At 36.9% G+C, this 19,600-nt stretch carries 13 protein-coding genes and 1 tRNA gene; 7 read left to right on the forward strand and 7 right to left on the reverse strand.

The window, feature by feature from the left end:
- Nucleotides 1-30 precede the first annotated feature (30 nt).
- The 3 genes from ACFQ13_RS15620 (at nucleotide 31) to ACFQ13_RS15630 (ending at nucleotide 2,473) form a co-directional block, all read left to right on the forward strand.
- A complete protein-coding gene (locus ACFQ13_RS15620; protein ID WP_386118982.1) occupies nucleotides 31-1,209 on the forward strand; it encodes a response regulator in 1,179 nt (392 codons plus the stop codon).
- A 22-nt stretch (nucleotides 1,210-1,231) separates the two neighbouring features.
- Nucleotides 1,232-1,714 carry a glycosyltransferase gene (locus ACFQ13_RS15625; RefSeq protein WP_386118985.1) on the forward strand — a complete coding sequence of 161 codons (483 nt, stop codon included), beginning with the start codon at nucleotides 1,232-1,234 and terminating at the stop codon, nucleotides 1,712-1,714.
- 183 nt (nucleotides 1,715-1,897) lie between these two features.
- Nucleotides 1,898-2,473, forward strand: coding sequence for a PhnA domain-containing protein (locus tag ACFQ13_RS15630; protein ID WP_386118988.1), 576 nt, complete (start codon nucleotides 1,898-1,900; stop codon nucleotides 2,471-2,473).
- Between the two features lie 128 nt (nucleotides 2,474-2,601).
- Here ACFQ13_RS15630 and ACFQ13_RS15635 read toward each other — a convergent pair whose 3' ends face one another.
- The 3 genes from ACFQ13_RS15635 to ACFQ13_RS15645 all read right to left on the reverse strand — a co-directional run bounded on the left by ACFQ13_RS15635 (nucleotide 2,602) and on the right by ACFQ13_RS15645 (nucleotide 6,023).
- Nucleotides 2,602-3,072, reverse strand: a complete 471-nt coding sequence (locus ACFQ13_RS15635; protein ID WP_386118991.1) for a YybH family protein — start codon at nucleotides 3,070-3,072, stop codon at nucleotides 2,602-2,604.
- Nucleotides 3,073-3,253: 181 nt separating this feature from the next.
- Nucleotides 3,254-4,354, reverse strand: coding sequence for a DUF4407 domain-containing protein (locus ACFQ13_RS15640; protein ID WP_386118994.1), 1,101 nt, complete (start codon nucleotides 4,352-4,354; stop codon nucleotides 3,254-3,256).
- Nucleotides 4,355-4,634: 280 nt separating this feature from the next.
- Nucleotides 4,635-6,023 carry a dipeptidase gene (locus ACFQ13_RS15645; protein ID WP_386118995.1) on the reverse strand — a complete coding sequence of 463 codons (1,389 nt, stop codon included), beginning with the start codon at nucleotides 6,021-6,023 and terminating at the stop codon, nucleotides 4,635-4,637.
- 241 nt (nucleotides 6,024-6,264) lie between these two features.
- Between ACFQ13_RS15645 and ACFQ13_RS15650 the strand changes: the two genes are divergently transcribed.
- Both ACFQ13_RS15650 and ACFQ13_RS15655 read left to right on the forward strand, forming a co-directional pair.
- A tRNA-Leu gene (locus ACFQ13_RS15650) sits at nucleotides 6,265-6,346 on the forward strand.
- A gap of 197 nt (nucleotides 6,347-6,543) precedes the next feature.
- Nucleotides 6,544-7,749 (forward strand): MFS transporter, encoded by a 1,206-nt coding sequence (locus tag ACFQ13_RS15655; RefSeq protein WP_386118998.1) that lies wholly within the window; start codon nucleotides 6,544-6,546, stop codon nucleotides 7,747-7,749.
- A gap of 97 nt (nucleotides 7,750-7,846) precedes the next feature.
- Here the strand turns inward: ACFQ13_RS15655 and ACFQ13_RS15660 are convergent, their stop codons facing one another.
- The 4 genes from ACFQ13_RS15660 to ACFQ13_RS15675 form a co-directional block, all read right to left on the reverse strand.
- Complete coding sequence (locus ACFQ13_RS15660; protein ID WP_386119001.1) at nucleotides 7,847-10,729, reverse strand: alpha-amylase family glycosyl hydrolase; 2,883 nt, start codon at nucleotides 10,727-10,729, stop codon at nucleotides 7,847-7,849.
- Between the two features lie 65 nt (nucleotides 10,730-10,794).
- Nucleotides 10,795-11,928 (reverse strand): SusF/SusE family outer membrane protein, encoded by a 1,134-nt coding sequence (locus ACFQ13_RS15665; RefSeq protein WP_386119004.1) that lies wholly within the window; start codon nucleotides 11,926-11,928, stop codon nucleotides 10,795-10,797.
- Between the two features lie 16 nt (nucleotides 11,929-11,944).
- Nucleotides 11,945-13,825, reverse strand: a complete 1,881-nt coding sequence (locus ACFQ13_RS15670; protein ID WP_386119007.1) for a RagB/SusD family nutrient uptake outer membrane protein — start codon at nucleotides 13,823-13,825, stop codon at nucleotides 11,945-11,947.
- 25 nt (nucleotides 13,826-13,850) lie between these two features.
- A complete protein-coding gene (locus ACFQ13_RS15675; RefSeq protein ID WP_386119009.1) occupies nucleotides 13,851-16,781 on the reverse strand; it encodes a SusC/RagA family TonB-linked outer membrane protein in 2,931 nt (976 codons plus the stop codon).
- A 280-nt stretch (nucleotides 16,782-17,061) separates the two neighbouring features.
- On the opposite strand from ACFQ13_RS15675, the gene ACFQ13_RS15680 reads away from it, so the two are divergent.
- A complete protein-coding gene (locus ACFQ13_RS15680; RefSeq protein WP_114308435.1) occupies nucleotides 17,062-18,108 on the forward strand; it encodes a LacI family DNA-binding transcriptional regulator in 1,047 nt (348 codons plus the stop codon).
- Between the two features lie 133 nt (nucleotides 18,109-18,241).
- Nucleotides 18,242-19,600: an MFS transporter gene (locus tag ACFQ13_RS15685; protein WP_386119012.1), complete on the forward strand. Its 1,359-nt coding sequence runs from the start codon at nucleotides 18,242-18,244 to the stop codon at nucleotides 19,598-19,600.

The following is a 19,600-nucleotide window of genomic DNA, read 5'->3' on the forward strand; positions in this document are numbered from 1 at the left end:
AACTATCAATAATACAAAAAACAGTTTATTATGAAAGTTTTAGCCATAGATGACCAGCAGTTAGTATTACTTCCTTTACAAAAACGATTAGTAGAGTTAGGTTATGAGGTAGAAATCGAAACCGATGCCACTAAGGGGTTAGAACTTTACGAAGCCTTTCAACCCGATTTAGTCATTGTAGATATCAACATGCCGGGATTATCTGGACTCGACTTTGTAAAACATATTAGACTTACCAAAAATGCGCAAACCCCAATTATGGTATTGTCTGGCAACACCCGTGATGAAACCATTACAGAAGGCTTTGAGTTAGGGATTAATGATTATATGAAAAAACCTCTAAGTCTTAATGAAATTAGTGCGCGTGTTAAGCGCTTAATCGGGGCGCCAGAAACCCAACATACCGTGGCTCATAATGATGTAATGATCCAAGAACGATGTGTAGGTGTTGTTATTCCATGTTATAATGAAGAAGAGCGTTTATTTAGTGACGAGTTTATTAGCTATATAGACAAGCATACCGGTTACCATTTGTGTTTTGTAAATGATGGGAGTAAGGATAATACCTTAGAATTATTATACAAGTTGCAAAAAGGTAGAGAAGATTTTATTACCGTGTATAATTGTGAGAAAAACGGAGGAAAAGCTGAAGCAGTACGTTTAGGAATGCTCCATATGGCTCAAAAAGAAGACTTGGATTATATTGGGTTTTTAGATGCCGATTTATCTACCGATTTATCAGATTTTGATGACTTAGTAAAAACGATTGAAAATTCAGATTTTAAAATTGTTAGTGGTTCTAGAATCTCTAGAATGGGCGCTAATATCACTAAAGAATCAGCTCGAAAAATAATAAGTCTTACCATTAACTTTATAATCCGTAAGATTTTAAAAATGGATTTTAAAGACACCCAGTGTGGCGCTAAAATATTTAGTAAGGATGTTATTGAAATTGCGTTTGGAGAAAAGTTTGTGACCCAATGGATTTTTGATGTTGAAATTTTTAAACGCATGAGTATTCACTTCGGATTGAAAAAAGCTAAAGCGATGTTATGTGAACAACCTTTAAAGCGTTGGATTCATGCTGATGGTTCTAAATTATCCATGAAGGATTCTGTAAAAATTGTAGGTCAATTAGCGCAAATTGCTTGGGTGTATAGATCAAAAAATACAGCGAATAAATCGACTGAAAACTTAGAGATTGCCTAAAGTTAACTCTAGAAAATAGCTTATGAAAATTGGAGTTATCATTGTATTTCACAATAATGAAACAGAGCTCGAAACGGCCTTATGTATAAATCAGATAAAAACGTTAGAAGATACTGAGTTGTGCCTGGTGGATAATGCCAGTAAGGACAACACGCTAAGCCTGCTCGATGATATAAAAGAAGCTTGTGTGGCTAAGGTGTCTGTTATTGAAATAAAAAAGAAAGGCTCAGAAATCGCAGCTATAAAAGCAGGAGCACGGTATATGTTTAATCAATTTAATTTAAAACATCTGGGGTATATAGATGCCAATGCCTTAAAACAGCAAGGGTTTACCTTCTCTGATACCATAGAACATTTCTCTCGTCATAAAGACGAAATCATATCGCTGCATCTTGAGACTTTAGCGCGTCAAAAAGTTAGAAAAACCTTACTTAAACGTGTTTTTTCTGTGGTAGGCTATTTACAAGATATAATCAAGTCTTCTTCGTATAGTACCTCTGCTTAACCCATAAGTTTATTCAAAATAACAAATGATTCATCCTGTTTTAATAAAAGCAGGATTTTTTATGCCTTTAGATGTCGTGTAAGGGTTGGTTTGTTAATCTTAGGGCATGGATTTAAAAGGCTTATGTAAAAAAGATAGGGAAAGTCTGAATTAATTTTACATTTGCACAATACAATATTTATTATGTCATTAGAAAGAGAACTACAAAAGCGCAGCGGCTCAAAATGTGAGCTTAGTGGAAGTGAAGAAAACTTATCTGTTTACATCGTTCCAGATGTAAAAGAGAACGGATTAAAAACAGCATTGTATGCATCAAAAACGTGCATAGAACAAATGAACGATGCTGACGCCATTGATCCTAACCACTGGAGGTGTTTAAATGATAGCATGTGGAGCGAACATGATGCGGTAAAAATCATGGCGTGGAGAATGTTACATCGTATTGATGCCGATTGGACGCAAGATTTATTAGGAATGATGTATATGGAAGACGATTTGCTAGAGTTAGCACAAGCGTCTGGTGATGGTGAAGATGATGAAAATAAACTTGTTCATAGAGATGTTAACGGTGTTATTTTAGAGCATGGAGATTCCGTGGTCCTTATTAAAGATCTTAAAGTAAAAGGTTCTAGCATGGTGGCCAAGCAAGGTACAGCGGTTAGAAACATTAGATTAGATCATGAAAATGAGACTTATATTGAAGGTCGTGTAGATGGACAACAGATTGTAATTATTACCGAATACGTAAAGAAAACTTAATTCCCGTTTTCTATTATAAAGGAAAGAATATTCTACCATAAAAAAGCCTGAATCGTAATAGATTCAGGCTTTTTTTATGGTTATTTCTGAATAGAATTTAGATGAATTAACATGATTATGGGTTGATGTTAACAAGACATATCTGCGATAATTTTCCATTCGCCATTTATTTTTTTGAAAATAATTAAGAATGGACCATGGGCATCACCGATATCTCGTTTTAAGTGATAAGCTCCCATCACCCAATAATTGTCCCCTTCAATTTTTGAAATGTCTTTAATTTCAAATTTAAGCGTTCCACTTTCGGCTTTTGAAGGATAGCCTTTTTTATAATTGGCTAAAGTTTGATTCCAACCTTGCGTAAGGCCACTGCTTCCGTAAAATTTAAGGGTTTCACTTTTCCAGTAACCTTGCATAAAACCTTCTAAATCATGAGTATTCCAAGCTACTTCTTGTTCTGCCATGACCAGTCTAATAGCGGCTTCTGCACTGGCTTGTGATTCGCTTTGTTCAATAGATTCTGTATTGGTGACATCTGCTTTAATGCTAATACAACTGAAGCAGGATAAAGCTATTGCTAAAGTGATGATATATTTCATAGAATTGAATGTTTTAGTTCAATCTAAAATAAGAACAATTTAGATAATAAGGTTTAATTAATTTATGAAGTTTGTTACAGAACACTTTATCAACATCTCTAATAGACTAGCGTATAACTCATTGTTACAAAATGTCCCCTTTGAATGATCTTTAAGGGTGTACTCTAAATGTCAAGCCATTCTATAAAACACCTTTCTGTTGCTTATAAAAAGCATCGGCTTGGTTTTGCATGAGTTGTCTTGCCTGCTTTCGCTTGTAGTTTATAACCTCTTCTTCGTCTGCAATCTCCTGGTAAACTTTATTGTTAATGGCGTTATCTGTTGTTAATAGTAATTGTCGTTCGGCAACTTTCTGTTGGCTCCAGGTTTGTATGGTGGTCTCGTAGTCTTGTAACTTATAATCAAACTCTCCTTTTGGTGCTAATAATTTTGCAATGATTGGTGAGGCTTCTATCGCTAAGAATAAGAGGAAAATAAAGAATGACGGTAACCCAGGTAAAGTGTTTAATGCTGTTATCCGTGCCATTAAACCATCAAAATTATCAATAATGGGTTGGGCGGTTTCTAAATGAGTAGCGTAATCGTTTTGAAGGTTTGTTATTTGAGTTTCTAAGGCTTCAACTTTACGAGTATTACTTGTTTTTAATTGTTGTAGTTCTGCTAGTGCTACATCATGTTTATCTCGTTTTTCTTTATAAACAGGACCTTTGCCTAAACGATTGGTGCCTGAGGTTCCTTCAGCTTCCGAAATATAAGTGTTGTATAAGGTGTTAACTTCGGCTTCTTTCTGGTCAATTTGAGCATTTAAACCTGAAATTTCATTCTCTAGCGTTGCAATTTGAGGATGGTACTGCTCCGCAATTTGATTTTGATTGGCTAGCGTTAAATCGTTTTTTTGTTCTAATAACACCTGATTAATTTCCTTTTCAAAAATCTTTAATTCTAAAGGTTTTGAAATGACCACAGCAATAATAAGTGCTAAGAATAGTCGTGGAGTCGCTTGAAGAATTTCTTGAGTAATATTATCTCGTTTTTTTATGGTGGACACAATATAACGATCCAGATTGAAAATGAGTAAACCCCAAATGAGTCCGAAGAAAATAGAAGTATACAGATTGTCAAATACAGTGAAAAGGGCATAACTGGCAGCAATGGTTGCCATAACGGCGGTAAAGAAAACGGTGGCTCCAATACCGGCATATTTGTTTTGTTCGCCAATGGAACAGTCCTTTAAAATGTCTGTGTCAGCGCCAGAGCAAAGGATGAAGAATTGCTTTAACATAAGTGTTCGTTTTTTGATTGTCCTAAAAATTAGGCTGATTGATTGACTATTAGAACGCTAAAGCATGGGGTTTGTTACATGTTTAGATGAAAAAAGCCTCAATGAAGCGGCTTTAGTCGTAAATGTTTTAAGTTAAATAGACGGAATAATAGGTCAACTGTAAACTTGTGATACTGCTATTGTGGAAGTGGTTTTGGGCCTGTTAAGAAGAAAAAGCCCCATGATTAGTAATAATCATAGGGCTTTTAGTAATTTGAAAAGCGTTAATTAGGTCGCTTATTTATTCGGATAATTCTGTAAAGTATTTATAGAAATGCGGAATGGTTTCAATACCTTTTAAGTAATTCCAAACTCCAAAATGTTCATTTGGTGAATGAATAGCATCACTGTCTAAACCAAAGCCCATTAAAATCGTTTTACTTTTTAGTTCTTCTTCAAAGAGTGAAACAATAGGAATACTTCCACCACTACGTTGTGGAATTGGTGTTTTTCCAAAGGTTTCTTTATAGGCTTTTGAAGCCGCTTTATAACCTAAACTATCAATTGGTGTTACATAGCCTTGTCCACCATGATGAGGCGATACTTTTACGGTTACCCCTTCAGGAGCAATGCTCTCAAAATGTGTTTTAAACAATTGGGTAATTTCTTCCCACTCTTGGTGTGGTACTAAACGCATAGAGATTTTAGCATAAGCTTTACTCGCAATCACAGTTTTGGCACCTTCACCGGTATAACCACCCCAAATACCATTAACATCTAAGGTTGGGCGGATGGAGTTACGCTCGTTGGTGGTATAGCCTGCTTCACCGTAAACGGCATTAATGTCTAACGCTTTCTTGTAAGCCTCTAAAGAAAACGGGGCTTTTGCCATTTCAGCACGTTCAGCATCCGATAAGTTTTCTACCTTATCATAAAATCCTGGAATGGTAATATGATTGTTTTCATCATGTAGTGAGGCAATCATTTTTGTTAATACATTGATTGGGTTGGCTACAGCACCACCATACAATCCAGAATGTAAATCTCTATTTGGTCCTGTGACTTCAACTTCAACATAACTTAAACCTCGAAGCCCTGTAGTAATTGAAGGGACGTCTTTAGAAATCATTCCCGTATCTGAGATTAAAATAACGTCGTTGGCTAATTTTTCTCTATTACTAGCAACAAATTTAGCAAGGTTAACACTACCAACTTCCTCTTCACCTTCAATCATAAACTTAACGTTACAAGGCAATTCGTTATTGCTGGTCATGTATTCCATGGCTTTGACATGCATATACATTTGACCTTTGTCATCACAAGCACCACGAGCAAAAATAGCACCTTCTGGGTGTAATTCGGTCGTTTTAATAACCGGCTCAAACGGTGGTGAGTTCCATAAATCTAAAGGATCTGGTGGCTGCACATCGTAATGGCCATAAACTAAAATTGTTGGTAAGTTTTTATCAATGATTTTTTCTCCGTAAACAATAGGGTAGCCTTCTGTTTCACAGATTTCAACATGGTCGCAACCCGCTTTTTCAAGACTAGATTTTACCACATCGGCAGTTTTTAAAACATCATCTTTATAAGCAGAATCAGCACTAATGGATGGTATTTTTAATAAATCGATAAGCTCGTTTAAAAAACGATCTTTATTCGCTTCGATATAAGATTGAATGGTTTGCATAATTAAGTATTCGGTTTGTAACAAAAATAAGAATTATAAGATGGATAAGGGCGGCTGTACACAACTTTAAGTTTTATTTTACAGGGCTTTTTTTAGTTTTTTAGAGGTTAAAAATCTGATTGTAAGTCCCTCATTCTATAGAATGCGAATAAAAATGTGAAATTCTTTAAAAACTTAAAAATTTAATATTTGTATATTAAAACTATTGTTTATATTTGCATCCCAATTATAATTGGAAGTTGCAGGCGTGGTGGAATTGGTAGACACGCTAGACTTAGGATCTAGTGCCGCGAGGTGTGAGAGTTCGAGTCTCTCCGCCTGTACAGAGTAAAAAAGCTAACTTTAACGAGTTAGCTTTTTTTTATTTCTACTTTTTAAGGCTGTACATAATTCTCGGGACCTTAGCAGCCTTACAATACTAAGGTTAAAATGGCATAGATATTAGGTAAGCGACTTGGTTTTAATTCCGGTTGATCTGTGGAAATTTGCCCCTTGGAATACACAACACAAAAAATGATTTATGAAAGAAGGATTTTCTAATAAAAAAGCATTGTTATCCTTAGCAATTGGTGGTTTTGGAATAGGACTTACCGAATTTGTGATTATGGGCATTCTACCCAATGTGGCCCATGCTCTAAACATTACAATTCCAGAGGCAGGCCATTTTATTTCGGCTTACGCGTTAGGGGTTGTTGTTGGAGCGCCCTTATTAACCAGTTTTAGTCATAAACTTCAACCTCATCGTATGCTATTGTTGCTTATGGTTTGGTTTACGGTATTTAATACGCTTTCTGCATTTTCTTCAAATTATAATATGCTATTGGTAATGCGCTTTTTATCGGGGCTTCCACATGGTGCTTTCTTTGGAGTTGGGGCCGTTATAGCAGGGAAATTAGCGAAGAAAGGTAAGTCTGCCCAGGCTATTGCAATGATGTTTTCAGGATTAACTGTAGCTAATGTTATTGGCGTTCCTATAGGGACCTATATAGGAAATCAGTACCATTGGAGTGCTTCTTTTCTTATGGTTGGTGTTGTAGGATGTATCACCTTAGCAAGTATTTTTTATTGGATGCCTCAGTTTGAAAAAGAAGAGAAAGCCCCTCAAAATAGCGATCATAAAGGATTAAAGAACCCTGAACTTTGGGCATTGATTGCACTGACCACAATTGGGACCGGCGGTTTTTTTGCTTGGTACAGTTACATTGCGCCCTTACTTACAGATGTGGCTCACTTTTCTGAAAATGTGGTAAGTTATGCCATGATACTCGCGGGATTAGGGATGTTTATTGGTAATTTTTTAGGTGCGAAAATGGCCAATGCATTTACGCCGTTACGCGCTGTGATGATCAGTCTTTTAGGAATGGCTTTCATTTTAGTTGTGAATTCATTTTTGGCCTCTAACGCGGTCTTAGCGTTGCTACTAACCTTCCTCATCGGGTTAATTGCTTTTAGTATTTCTACGCCAATACAAATGGCTATTATTAATACGGCTAAAGGTGCTGAGATGTTAGGCTCTTCTATGAATCAAAGTGCCTTTAACATGGGGAATGCTATGGGCGCTTATTTGGCGGGATTACCAATTGCTTTTGGACATAGCGTTACCTCATCGTCTCTTGTTGGGGCCTCCTTAGCGTTTTCTGGAGCCGTCATAGCCATTACTATTTTGATGTATAGGAAACAGAAACAAAGAAAAAAGGATAACGTATTGTGTGAATCTAATTCCTAATAAAAGTCATTAGACGTTCTTTATTTGTATGAGGAAAGAATAAAAAAAAAGAGCTTCCATTTGGAAGCTCTTTTACTTTTGTGTTAGGTTATAACCCTTATAACTTTATAAGCTTTGAGGTTAAAGTCTGTTGGTTGCTGTTTTCAATTTTTACAAGATACACACCAGATTTTAAGCTTGAAATATCAAAACTATCTGTTTGTGTAAATTGCCCTTGAAACGCCTTTACACGTTTTCCGGTTAAGTCATAAATCTCAACTTGAGAGACATTCACGTTAATGCTAAAAGCATTTGATGTTGGGTTAGGAAACAACTGGAAGCTCATGGCTTCAACTTCATTAACACTTAAGGCATTTGAAGCTTTATTACCCAAAATTCTAAATTGACCCGCAGGAATTGTAATGGAGGTCTCACTGTTACTCACGGTTGTGGTTCCTGTTGCATCCATTAAATCATACCACGTTGCGGTAAGTCCACTTGGGAAGTTTGTCGGTACCGTTTGAGAGACTACATCAAAATTAGCCAAGATGATTACATGGTTTAATTCAGAATTAGAAATTGAAGTATCAAAAATGTCAATTCTAGGGGTGAAATCTCCTGAGGTCATACTGTAATCCCCTTCAAACACCGGTTCTTCTGTTTTAAGAGCATGGAATTTAGACCAATCGTTATAAATTTCACTTCTTAAAGCATCCGTAATCCAGTTATTCGTCCATTGCGGTTGTGGCTTTGTAGAGAGCTTACATCCGTCGTTATTATAACTGCCGTCGCTACAGGTAAAAATAGACAGGTCCATACCTAAGTCTCCAAAATGCCAAATCATTTTAGGTCCTGGGATGAGCACGCTTACAGCACCTAAAGCAGACATTCTTGATAAGGCTGTATTTAAATCTTGCACGTTATGGCTTGCTGTACTTGTATTTCCGTAAGCGATATTCTTGTACATTAGGCGTTCCTCATCATGACTTTCAGCATAACCAACAACGCGAGGTCCATTAAATCCTGTATGCGCATTATGTCCCATACGGTTGATGTTTTTATTACCACTTTGCGCCATTGTTAGTTCGCTGTAAGGCGAATTCATAATGCCCCACATCATTACACCTTTCCCTTCATCTAATCGGTAATTAGCCCATTCTTTTTCTTCGTTATCAGAACCTAAATGTTCAAAAATAACATAGTGATCAGGGTCTACAGCCCACGAGTGGTCAGCGTATTCTTTTAGAACATCAACACGGTCTTGTTGGTAGCTTCCGGTACAACCTTCATCACCGTACTCCGAACCATTACCACAATTTTGTGTAAAACCTTTGGTTAAATCCCAACGGAAACCATCAATTTTGTATTCTTCAATCCAATAAGAAACCACTTGTTTTACGTAGTTTTTAGTATAGGTAGAACTGTGATTAAAATCGTTTCCTACACTGTAAGAGTGGGTAGGAAGTTCATTAAAATAAGGGTTTTCTGAAGAAGGCGCCCCCCAGCCATCACCATCAGGATCGTTCATCCACATTCTTACCATTGGATTTCTTCCGTAGGCATGATTAAAGGCAATATCTAAAATGACGGCTATTCCGTTTTGATGAAAAACGTCTACCAATTCTTTGAATTTTTCTTGACTGCCATAAAATTTATCAAGCGCCATATGAAAAGCGGTGTTATAACCCCAACTCTCATTACCTTCAAATTCCATTATTGGCATCAATTCAATAGCATTGATATTTAGATTTTTAAAATAATCGACTTTATCAATTAAATCTTGAAAATTTCTATCGTCATCAAAGTCTCTAATTAAAACTTCATAAATAATTAAATCTTCTTTGTTGGGTTTGCTAAAATCAGTCACTTGCCAATCATAGGCCGTTTGTCCTGTTTGTAAAACGGTAACTTCAAAGTTTTGACCAGCAGGATAGGCAGGTCTGTTTGGGTAAGACGCTTCAGGAATGTAGGCATCATCAAAAGGTGATAATACTAAGTCCGAATAAGGATCGGCGACCTTTACTAAAGACGGTGAATTTGCAATAGGTGCGGCGTCTCCTACCCAATATTGGTAAGTTTCAATTTGTTGCGGTGTTAAGCCGGTAAGCTCTAACCAAAATTGATCAGTACCTGGGTTTTTATACATCGCATAGGCACTAGTGGCTTCCCAATTATTAAAACTACCAACCACATAAACAAAATCTTTGTTTGGTGCTGTTAAGACTAAAGTTGCTTTAGTGGCATCTGTAGCGTCGTAATTAATACCATCTTTTAATCCAGAAGCCAATGCCTGATCTGTAGTGTTATTAACAATGATTGTGAATGTTTTTGTAATGCTTACCCCATCTTGGGTCACCACTAATTCACAAGATTGATTTTCTGTTAAGTTGCTAAAATAATACCCATTATAAAAAGTGGTATTGTTTTGTGTGTGTATGCTAACACCATTGGCAAACAACTCATAATCTGCTGGTCCGCCTGTGTTTTGTGCTAAAATCTGTGTATTTGCACCATTATCAACCACTACAATACCATTTGCATTTGTAGAAGGGTTAATCATATTCACCTGAAAGGCCCCAATATTATAGACGAAATTGCTACAACCTGAAGCTTTTAATTCTTGGTTACCAGCGGCATTTCGGAATACCATTCCCATTTTAGTAACTGTAGATTCTTGTTCCGTCGTTAAATTGAAATAGGTATTAGGTGTGAAGGTAATACTCCAAGTACCGTCGTTGTTATTGCTCATTTCGCCAATGCCATCATCTTCGCCCCAGTTTCCAACCACGGCAATGCCATATTCATCGTTATCGTCACCAACACCTAAATGGGCATAGACTTTAGTTGGGTTACTAATGCTGTTACAATCCGTGTCTGTACTATTAAGATCTACAGTAAGAGTTACAGGTTGATCTATGAGTATTGGACTAGGATTAGTGGTTACCTGTGCTAAGGCCAATAGCGGCAGTAGTACAAATAAATAGAGTAAGTGTTTTTTCATAATATTTTAGATATCTAAAAAAAGGCTATGAGTATTCATAGCCTTTTTTGTTTGTTAAAATGATATTATTCTACAGGGATAAGAATGTATCCACCGTCAAGGTCGTTAAACCAAACATCATAAGTTCCTGCAGAAACCGGAATGTTGGGACCGTCTTGAGTTCCAAATCCACTTATTGCAGTTGCGCTTCCCCAGTTTACAGCCCAATCATTATCGGCTCTAAACTTTAGTTCACCATCTAAAAACTCAACACCAGTAGCACTCCAAATGTGGCTATCAAAAGAAGATTGCGTTAAATCTGTATCAGCATCCCAACCTCCAGGAGTAGAGTCTCCTATCATACTAACTGTAGTATATGTTGCGGCCGCTGAAGCATCGTAATCTACTAAGGTATACGTCATGTCATCAATGTTGATGTTAAATTCGTAATACCCATCTGCAGCGATTGCGAATGCAGAAGGATCACTTCCAGAACCATCGTTTACAGCTGCTTCTCCTGGGTTTTCTCCAGCACCCCATTGTGGTTGCCATTGTCCTAAAGTTTCTAATAATTTAAAACCTTCACCACCGCCTACAAAGAAACCTTTATAGGTGTACATGTTAGTGTTATCAGCATGTCTAATTAAGGCTGGGTTATTGTTGTTTTCACTCCATCCTGGAGCAGTAGCATCACCAACTAAAAATAAATTTAATAAAGGCTCTTCTACAACACCACCATCACCTTCAATTAATTTTAAATTTAAGGCTTGCATATCAGAAACGATTTCTAAAGCAGCATCGGTACCAATGGTTGCTCTTACTCTAAAGTAAATACTTCCTGTATTTGGCATATCTTCTGTAGTGGCATCGTTATCTAATCCTGCTTCTTCAGCATAATCTAATAATTCACCAATTGTTACAGCATATGAGTTTTCTGCTGTAGTTCCTACAACTTCCATATCTGTAAAATCACCAGAAATCGATTTTTGTAATTCGTAATTAATGCTAGTTTCAACATCAAAGTCAGCATCATTCCATGTAAAACGCTCTCCAAGGTTTCCAGAGGCAGAAGGAATTAATACATATTCTTCTAAAAAGGAATTAGTGAAGCTTAGTTCCCCGGCAGGTTGTGCCGTATAAGTTAAGCTGTCGTCACTCTCACAGGCATTGAAACCAATGGCAGCAAGTAATAGTAAGGCTATAAGTTTTATTGTTTTCATAGTGTTGTTGTTTATATTAGTATCCGTCGTTTTGAATTAAATTAGGGTTGGTTGAAATGGTATTTGTTGGAATAGGGAATATGCTTCTATAAGCATCTACCGCCGTACCATTAGCTTGGTTTCCTTTAAATGGCCATAAATAAGCATTTGTAGTAAAGTAATTGTAACGAATTAAATCGGTACGTCTTTGACCTTCCCAATACAATTCTCTTGAACGCTCATCAAGTACAAAGTCTAAAGTTAAATCTCCAGAAGTGATATTACCACTCGTATTACCATAACCTCTTTCTCTTAATTCGTTTATTTTATCTACTGCTGTACTAATGCTACCACCGCCACCTCTTAAGTGCGCTTCTGCATAGTTTAAGTAAATTTCAGCTAAACGAATTACAGGTAAATCCGTATCTACAAAGTCACCACTACTATCGCTTCCTTGGTTTCCGTTAGAATCGATGTTTTTAAATTTAGTTACCGCATAACCTTCTGCAAAAGGAGGGATGCTACCAATTTCTAAACTTTGTCCGTCTGTATAGAACATTCCTCTGTTGTCTCCAGCAGCTTCAACAGCTTCAAAACTATAGGTTAGTGTAGCTAAATTAAGAGTTACAAGATAGGTTCCTGCAGTTACGGTGATGTTTTCACCACCTGCTTCTAAGGTACCATCAGCACCATTATCGCCGTAGTTGTTACCCCAATCTTCATTGAATCTAAATTTTAATTGACCATCAGCCAAGGTAATGTAGATTTGGTATACGTCCGTTGAGGTTTCGTACATCTCAACATCTTCCTCACCCCATTCGTTAAGATCTCCTACAAGACCCCAATCGGATAATGATCCGCCTAATTGACTATTTAAAGCAGGGACATCAATCTCAGAACTTTCAAATTTTTCAACCAAAGCTTTAGTGGTTCTTAGACCTCCCCAGCCTCCGTTAATTCCTAAACTTAAAGGATCCATACTTCCACCTGTGGCAGCGTGTACTAAGAATGTAGATCCTCCATAAGTTTGTGATTGAATACCATCAAAGTTTAAAGCGAATATAAATTCTTGTTGTGCCCCGTTGGTATCGTTATCAGCAAGGAACAATTCGTCATAAGCATTTCCGTTACCATTAGCGTCATTCATATTAATGCTATAAGAAGAATTTAATACATTCTCTGAAAAGGTAACACATTCTGAATAACGTGGAGTTCCCGTCCATACTTCAGCATTTAAATAAAGCTTCGATAATAAAGCCCAAGCAGCGACTTTATCTACACGTCCGTACTCATTAGAATCTAAAAGTAAATCTTGAATTTCTAATAATTCAGACTCTACAAAATCGAATAATTCTGTTCTAGAACTTTGTGACGGTAAGTCTGTAGTAATTTGAGTTACTAAAGGCACATTAGCGTAAAAGTCAATTAAGTTGTAATAAGCAAAAGCTCTTAAAAAACGGGCTTCAGCAATAAAGGTCTGCGCTTCGGCATCTGGTAATTCCGACGCATTTTGAATAAACGCATTAGTAAACGATACTTCTTGCGCTAAACGCAGGTACATGGCTCCGGTAAAGTCATTTCCTGCAGACCAGTATAATCCGTGTAAATCTGGTAAACCAGCATCTCCCCATCCTACAACGGCGTGGTCTGTGGTTAACTCATTAAGATTAAAAAGCATACGTGTATACTGTGAGAAACCTTCATCAATACCAGAGATATCTGGTTGTCCTGAAGGACCTTGTTGTCCTGTTAGCGCTAAACTCGCGTAGAGTTTGGCTAAGGCTTTCTTAGCTTCGGTTGTATTAACAAATACATCCTGTTCTGTAAAACTATCTGGATCAATAGGATCTTGATCTAAATCATCATGACATGCGGTCATAAACAATGAGATAGTTACAATAAAAACTATATATTTCATTCTATTTTTCATAATTCAAACTTTTTTAAAAATCAACGTTGACTCCAAATACAAATGATCTTGGTCTTGGATAGAAGTTGCTATCAATACCTCCAGTGATTTCTGGGTCTAAGCCTTTATAATCTGTAATTGTAGCCACGTTTTGAACTGAGCCGTAAAGTCTTACAGAAACATCCTTAATGGCTTGGTCTAAAGTGTAACCTAAAGTAATGTTGTCTATTTTAAAGAAAGAAGCTTCCTCAATATAGTGACTACTTAAAAAGGTGTTTTCATTAGATTGGCTTACAAAACCGTTTTCTAAATAACTCGCATGGATGTTTGTTAAAAAGTTATTGGTTGTTGGAATGATACCATCTAAGTAAGAATTTCCAGCAGCTACATCATTATAAGCATAGTTTCCGATGTTGGCTCTAGTCACTACAGATAGATCCCATTTTTTATAACTTAAGTTGGTGTTTAATCCCATAATAACATCTGCGTATGGATCTTTATAGATGTATTTATCCGAATCGTTTATAACGTTATCACCGTTACGATCTACAAAAGCACCTTCAATTGGTTTTCCGTTATTATCGTATACTTGTTGAAAAACGTAGAAGCTATATGGCGCTTCACCTTCTGTATGTAATTGTACGTTGTTACCAACACCACCACTGATACCTCCAGTTTCTTGATCGAATGGAAGGCTTGTAATTTCATTGTCATTAAATGCAATGTTGTAGCTTAAAGACCATTCAAAATCATCTGTTCTTACAGGAACTAGATTTAAAGCAAATTCAAACCCGCGGTTTTGCATATCGCCAATGTTCTTTTCAATAGCTGAACCAAAGTTTGTAAATGGATCTACAGAAGCAGAGGCAATTAAATCTTTAGTTTGTTTTTGGTACACATTTACAGAACCAGAAACTCTTCGGTTAAAGAAACTGTAATCTAAACCAACGTTTAAGGTGTTACCAATTTCCCATTTTAAGTTTTCATTTAATGGGTCTGGACGGTAGGTTTGGTAGAATGCGTTTCCAAATTGGTAGTTTGCTGTAGACTGACTACCGGTATAACGGGTTAAGAATAAATAATCTCCTAAACCATTAACGTTACCAACTTCACCATATCCAAATCTTAATTTTAACTCATTTATATTGTTGCTGTTTGATAAGAACTCTTCATTATGTAAATTCCAAGCTAAAGCAACAGAAGGGAAATAACCCCAACGATCATCTGGGTTTAATTTAGAAGATGCATCGGCTCTTAACGTTGCAGTAACTAAATAACGACCGTCATAATCATAGTTTAAACGTCCAAAGTAAGACAGGAGTACATTTTTAGACTTATCAATAAACTCAAAGTCGTTACCATCTTCTTCCGCTTCACTATCATAACTGTAGTTGTCATATTCAAAAGACTGGTAAGAATACCCTGCTACGGCAGTGATGTTGTGAATATCGTTAATAGATTTATTATAGGTTAAGTAGGCATCAAATAACTTGTTTGTTGAGTTATTGGTGTACGTGCTACGTGATCCATTCCAAGTTAAATCTGAAGTTGGTATAAGCTCTGAAACCAAAGTTCTACCATGACTGTTAGCTTTATCGATACCGGCACTTACAGTTGCTGTAATGTCGTTAAAGAAATGAAGCTTATAATCAGCTTTACCGTTTAAAATAAGACGTCTAACCTCAGAGCTGTCATCATTTAAGTTTAATAAAGCTACTGGGTTTGTTCCTGCTAAATTAGGTTGCTGTCCTGTTGAACTATCAATCCAAGAAAAATAACCACCATATTGCGAGTTAGGATCGTAAACGGCTTGTGTAGGATCATAGCTATTCGCACTAGAAATGGCACCACGGTTGGCGAAAAAGTTTTCAGTGTAGTTCCCTCTAGCGGTAATATCTATCTTTAAGTGATCGTCAAATAATCTTGGTGATAAGTTTAATGACGCTGTTGTTCTTTGAAAGTTATCACGTTTTAAAGTTCCATCATGATCAGAATGTCCTAAAGACACACGCATTGGAACACCGTATAAACTACCTAAAGCACTAAAGGAGTGATCTTGACCAAAAGCGGTTTGGTAAATCTCATCTTGCCAATCGGTATTCGCATTTCCTAAAAGGCCAATTGTAGTGGCGTCAGCTCCAGGGTGCGTGTTAACGATACTTCTAAATTGGTCAGCATTTAAAACGTCTACACGGTTTACAGCGGTACGTACCGTAGCAGAACTTGTAGCGTTGAATTTAAACTCAGAGTCTTTACCTTTTTTAGTCGTAATCATAATTACACCATTGGCAGCTCGAGATCCATAAATAGAGGTTGCAGAGGCATCTTTTAATACCGTCATGCTTTCAATATCATTTGGATTAATAAGGTTTAATGGGTTTCTAGATCCAGCTACACCACCTTGGTCTAATGGAATACCATCTAAAACGATAAGCGGATTGCTCGATAAGGATAAAGATCCATTACCTCTAATAACAATATTCTGACCATCTCCTGGAGATCCACTTGATGAGGTTACAGAAACACCGGCTATTTTACCCGATATTAATTGTTGAGCAGACACTAAGGGTCCTTGGTTAAAATCTTCAGCTTTTAATAAGTCGGCTGCACCTGTTAAATCGTCTTTCTTTACAGAGCCATAACCAATAAGAACCACTTCTTCTAATTGAGCGGAATCTTCTGCTAGGACTACATTAATTGGTGTTTGGCCATTAAAGACGATTTCTTGTGTCATATAACCGACATACGAAATCACTAATATCTCTCCTTGACTTACTTCTAGTGCGTAATTACCATCGAAATCTGTCGATGTTCCTCGGGAGGTTCCCTTAATTACAACATTTACACCAGGTAGAGGCATGGCGTTTGCTTCATCTGTAACGGTACCAGTGACAGTTGATTGTGCCATCAAGGATGCTGGTAGTATTAAGAGACAGAATAGTAAAGCATTTAAAATTGTTTTCATACAATGTGTTTAAGTTAATTGCTTAGTTAATTAGTTTATATTTTCACTTCTCGGGTTAAATCTATGTAAATTTAATGTGAATACGTGGGTAAAAAATATGATGAAAGTCACGAAAACGTTTTCGTGTTAAAAACTTTTCCTGAATATTAACATTCTCAGGATATTTATCAAAAACTGAGCATATTATATTAAAAAGATATAAAAATTACGAACTCCAAAATTCTAAAATTTAAAATACACTTATTTTAGTTGTATCTTAGCTACGATTATTTAGACCTCTATGAAACGAAAAATTACCTTAAAACAAATCGCCAGAGAACTTGATGTCTCTATTTCTACTGTCTCTAAAGCCTTACGGAATAGTGCCGAAATTAGTGATGATACCAAACAGAAAGTTCAGGCCTTTGCGAAACTCTATAATTACAAGCCTAATAATATTGCTTTAAGTCTTAAAAACCGAAGAACCAATACTATTGGGATTATTATTCCTGAAATTGTACACCATTTTTTCTCTAAAGTAATTAGTGGTGTAGAGCTGGTGGCTAATAAAAGAGGGTATAACGTTATTGTAGGTTTGTCTAACGAGTCGTTTTCTAAGGAAGTAATTAATATGGAAATGCTGGCCAACGGCAGTATTGATGGGTTCGTTCTGTCTATGTCTAAGGAAACTTTAAAATTACAGGATTACCATCATTTTAATGAAACCATGACGCAGGGGATGCCTATAGTGATGTTTGATCGTGTGGTTTCTGATGTAAACTGTGATAAAGTTATTGTAGATGATTTTAATGGCGCTAAAAAAGCGGTCAGAAAATTAATAGATAATGGATGTCAGTCTATTGCCTTAATTACTACCGAAGATTACGTGAGTGTAGGGAAATTAAGAACACAGGGCTATTTAGAAGCCTTGGAAGAGCATGGCATTATTCCGAAAGCCGAATTAATTCTGAAAATCGACGAATCTTTAGATTATGAAGCCCATATGGAAGCGCTTGAAAGTGAAATTGAACACTTATTTAAGTCCAATCCTAACTTAGATGGCGTATTTGCGGTAAATGAAATTTATGCGTTATTAGCCATGAAAATTGCACGTCGTTTAGGGCACGATGTTCCTAATGATGTTCAGGTTATTGGCTTTACAGATGGCGTCTTGTCTAAGCATGCAACCCCGAGTCTCACTACGGTAAGTCAACATGCGCAACAAATGGGAGAAAAGGCTGCAGAGCTATTAATTGATAAATTAGAAAAAGAATTTAACAGTGCCGATGAGGTTTTTCAAACCGTAGTCATTACCACGGATTTGGTGGAGCGCGAATCTACCAAGTAGAAATTTATTATTGCCGTTTTAAAATCTTTTATATCTTTGTGGCATAATCAAAACTTATATTTTCACTTCTCACTGAAATAAGTTTTGATAAGCTAAGCTTGTCAGAATAGTATTAATATTAATATACTATTTAATGGAAAAGCGTAGATTAAGTTTCTGGCAAATCTGGAACATGAGTTTTGGATTTCTAGGAATACAGATGGGTTTCGCCCTTCAAAATGCCAACGCAAGTAGAATACTTCAAATTTTCGGAGCTGATGTTCATGAACTGTCATGGTTTTGGATCATAGCACCCCTTATGGGACTTATTGTTCAGCCTATTGTTGGGCATTATAGCGATCAGACCTGGGGAAAATTTGGCCGTAGAAAACCTTATTTTCTAGTCGGTGCAATTTTAGCGTCTATAGGTTTAGTGCTTATGCCGCAAGCCGATATGTTTATTGCCTTTTTGCCAGCACTTTGGGTGGGGGCAGGAATGCTAATGATCATGGATGCGTCGTTTAATATCGCTATGGAGCCCTTTCGTGCTTTAGTCGGTGATAACCTTAGAACCGATCAGCGTACCGCAGGGTTTAGTATTCAAACAGCCTTAATTGGGTTTGGCGCTGTTATAGGGTCTTGGTTACCTTATGCTTTAGCAAATTGGTTTGGTGTTTCTAACCAAACCGAAGCAGGAGCCGTGCCTGCAAATCTTATTTGGTCGTTTATTATTGGCGCATTAATATTGATCATTTCAATATTAGTTACCGTCATCACGACAAAAGAGTATTCTCCTGAAGAAATGCATGCTTTTGATCAAGAACATCCGGAACATGATGGTCTTGAAGTGTCTGAGGACGAAAAATCGAGCCTTTTAGATATTCTAGACGATTTTAAGCAAATGCCTGTCACCATGCGCCAACTGAGTTGGGTGCAATTCTTTTCTTGGTTTGGGCTCTTCGGAATGTGGGTTTTTGCAACCCCAGCCATTGCGCAGCATATTTATCACTTACCACCTACAGATAGTAGTAGTTCTACGTATCAAGATGCCGGCGATTGGGTAGGGATTCTTTTCGGAATCTACAATCTAGTTTCGGCCTTTTACGCCTTTGCCTTACCGTATATCGCTAAGAAAATTGGACGTAAGCGTACCCATGCCATCTCTTTAATTATTGGAGGTATTGGTTTGCTTTCGGTCTATGTGATGCCCGATGAAAATTGGCTTATCGTCTCTATGATTGGTGTAGGTATTGCGTGGGCTAGTATTTTGGCTATGCCATACGCTATTTTAGCCGGCTCTATTTCTCCAAAAAAGATGGGGGTTTACATGGGGATTTTTAACTTCTTTATTGTTATCCCTCAAATTATCAATGCCCTTATTGGTGGGCCACTCGTAAAATATGCTTACGGCGATCAGGCCATATTTGCCTTAGTGATCAGTGGGGTCAGCTTTTTAATCGCGGCAGCTTTAGTTTCAAAAGTAAAAGACGTTGATGACGTCATTCAAAAATAA

Origin of the sequence: Winogradskyella rapida (assembly GCF_042675845.1) — a bacterium.
Lineage (GTDB): Bacteria > Bacteroidota > Bacteroidia > Flavobacteriales > Flavobacteriaceae > Winogradskyella > Winogradskyella rapida.

Coding starts and splice junctions, on each gene's coding strand:
- ACFQ13_RS15620 (WP_386118982.1), top strand. CDS start 31: ATGAAAGTTTTAGCCATAGATGACCAGCAGTTAGTATTACTTCCTTTA.
- ACFQ13_RS15625 (WP_386118985.1), top strand. CDS start 1,232: ATGAAAATTGGAGTTATCATTGTATTTCACAATAATGAAACAGAGCTC.
- ACFQ13_RS15630 (WP_386118988.1), top strand. CDS start 1,898: ATGTCATTAGAAAGAGAACTACAAAAGCGCAGCGGCTCAAAATGTGAG.
- ACFQ13_RS15635 (WP_386118991.1), bottom strand. CDS start 3,072: ATGAAATATATCATCACTTTAGCAATAGCTTTATCCTGCTTCAGTTGT.
- ACFQ13_RS15640 (WP_386118994.1), bottom strand. CDS start 4,354: ATGTTAAAGCAATTCTTCATCCTTTGCTCTGGCGCTGACACAGACATT.
- ACFQ13_RS15645 (WP_386118995.1), bottom strand. CDS start 6,023: ATGCAAACCATTCAATCTTATATCGAAGCGAATAAAGATCGTTTTTTA.
- ACFQ13_RS15655 (WP_386118998.1), top strand. CDS start 6,544: ATGAAAGAAGGATTTTCTAATAAAAAAGCATTGTTATCCTTAGCAATT.
- ACFQ13_RS15660 (WP_386119001.1), bottom strand. CDS start 10,729: ATGAAAAAACACTTACTCTATTTATTTGTACTACTGCCGCTATTGGCC.
- ACFQ13_RS15665 (WP_386119004.1), bottom strand. CDS start 11,928: ATGAAAACAATAAAACTTATAGCCTTACTATTACTTGCTGCCATTGGT.
- ACFQ13_RS15670 (WP_386119007.1), bottom strand. CDS start 13,825: ATGAAATATATAGTTTTTATTGTAACTATCTCATTGTTTATGACCGCA.
- ACFQ13_RS15675 (WP_386119009.1), bottom strand. CDS start 16,781: ATGAAAACAATTTTAAATGCTTTACTATTCTGTCTCTTAATACTACCA.
- ACFQ13_RS15680 (WP_114308435.1), top strand. CDS start 17,062: ATGAAACGAAAAATTACCTTAAAACAAATCGCCAGAGAACTTGATGTC.
- ACFQ13_RS15685 (WP_386119012.1), top strand. CDS start 18,242: ATGGAAAAGCGTAGATTAAGTTTCTGGCAAATCTGGAACATGAGTTTT.